This window comes from Companilactobacillus halodurans, assembly GCF_009600985.1.
Classification (GTDB): Bacteria; Bacillota; Bacilli; order Lactobacillales; family Lactobacillaceae; genus Companilactobacillus; species Companilactobacillus halodurans.
On sequence record NZ_VDFP01000115.1, the window covers coordinates 1 to 1,534 of the forward strand.

The 1,534-nt window shown below is 36.9% G+C and carries 2 protein-coding genes; both read left to right on the top strand.

Annotated elements, in window-relative coordinates; all coding sequences use genetic code 11:
- A partial coding sequence (locus FHL06_RS12860) for a family 4 glycosyl hydrolase (RefSeq protein ID WP_475392985.1) occupies nucleotides 1-307 on the top strand: 307 nt, incomplete at its 5' end.
- Nucleotides 308-403: 96 nt separating this feature from the next.
- The coding region (locus FHL06_RS12865; RefSeq protein WP_192917995.1) for a PTS transporter subunit EIIC at nucleotides 404-1,534 on the top strand (1,131 nt) is incomplete at its 3' end.

Genomic DNA, 1,534 nt, shown 5'->3' on the forward strand with positions numbered 1-1,534 from the left:
AATTATTCCAAATGATGGTGCTATTTCTAATATTGATCCGACAGCAACGGTTGAAGTTCCTTGCCTATTTGGTTCAAATGGACCAGAACGCCTATCAATGGGAGAAACAGCTACATATCAAAAAGGTATGATTACTGAGCAAAATAGTGTTGAAAAACTTGCAGTTGATGCTTGGGTAGAACATTCATATACAAAATTATGGCAAGCATTTAGTTTATGTAAGATTGTTCCTGATGCAGGTGTTGCTAAGGATATTCTTGATGAAATGATTGTTGCAAATAAGGATTATTGGCCAGAACTTAAATAATAAAATTTTGAGTATGGGTAATTATTGAAAGGCTATTCAACAGGGGTGGAATAAGCCTTTCTTTTTTTAAATTAAAAAGAAGTGGGATGAATTACTATGATGCAGAAATTGCAAAAATTTGGTGCTGCAATGTTTGTTCCTGTCTTGCTATTCTCATTTGCAGGTTTAATTGTAGCCTTTGGATCACTATTTACTAATCCAGAAATCTTTCATAACCTAGCTCAGCCAACGACTAATTGGTATGGTATCTGGTTCACCATTGAAGAAGGTGGTTGGACAATCTTTAGACAAATTCCACTGTTGTTCGTTGTAGGTTTGCCTATTGGATTGGCTAAGAAGTCTCAAGGGCGTGCGGCCCTTGAATCATTGGTCACATATTTAACTTTTAATTACTTTATAGGTGGTATGTTGAGCCAATGGGGATCATTCTTTGGTGTTACTAATTATGCTAAACCTATTGCCGCTAACTCTACTAACGGTGGTCTAACAATGATTGCTGGTATTAAGACTTTGGATACTAGTATTGTTGGTGCTTTAGTTGTTGCTGGTATTGTGGTTTGGTTACACAATCGCTACTTTGATAAGAAATTACCTGAGTGGTTGGGGACTTTCCAAGGCTCATCATATGTTGTTATTTTAGGATTCATTAGTATGTTTGCTTTGGCATTTGTTACATGTCTTGTTTGGCCTAAGATTCAATTAGGTATTTCAAGTTTGCAAGGATTCATGAAAAACTCTGGTGTTATTGGTGTTTGGGTATATTGTTTCTTGCAACGTGTACTTATTCCTACAGGATTACATCATTTCATTTATATTCCATTCCAATATGGTCCAGCTGCCGTAGCTGGTGGACTACAACCATATTGGCTAAAACATTTGGCAGATTTTGCTGGAAGTACACAATCCCTAAAGGCACTTGCTCCATCAATGGGATTCGAATTGTTCGGTAATGAAAAAGTCTTTGGTATTCCTGCTATCTGTTATGCATTTTATGTTACAGCTAAAAAGAGTCGTAAGAAACAAACAGCTGCTTTATTAATACCAGCCGGATTAACTTCAATAGCAGCCGGTATTACAGAACCTGTTGAATTTACTTTCTTGTTTGCAGCTCCAGTTCTTTGGTTCGTACACTCATTCTTAGCAGCCACAATGGATGCAACAATGTACGCTTTTGGTGTCGTTGGTCAATTTGATGGTGGTTTAATTCAATTCATTAGTATGGACTGG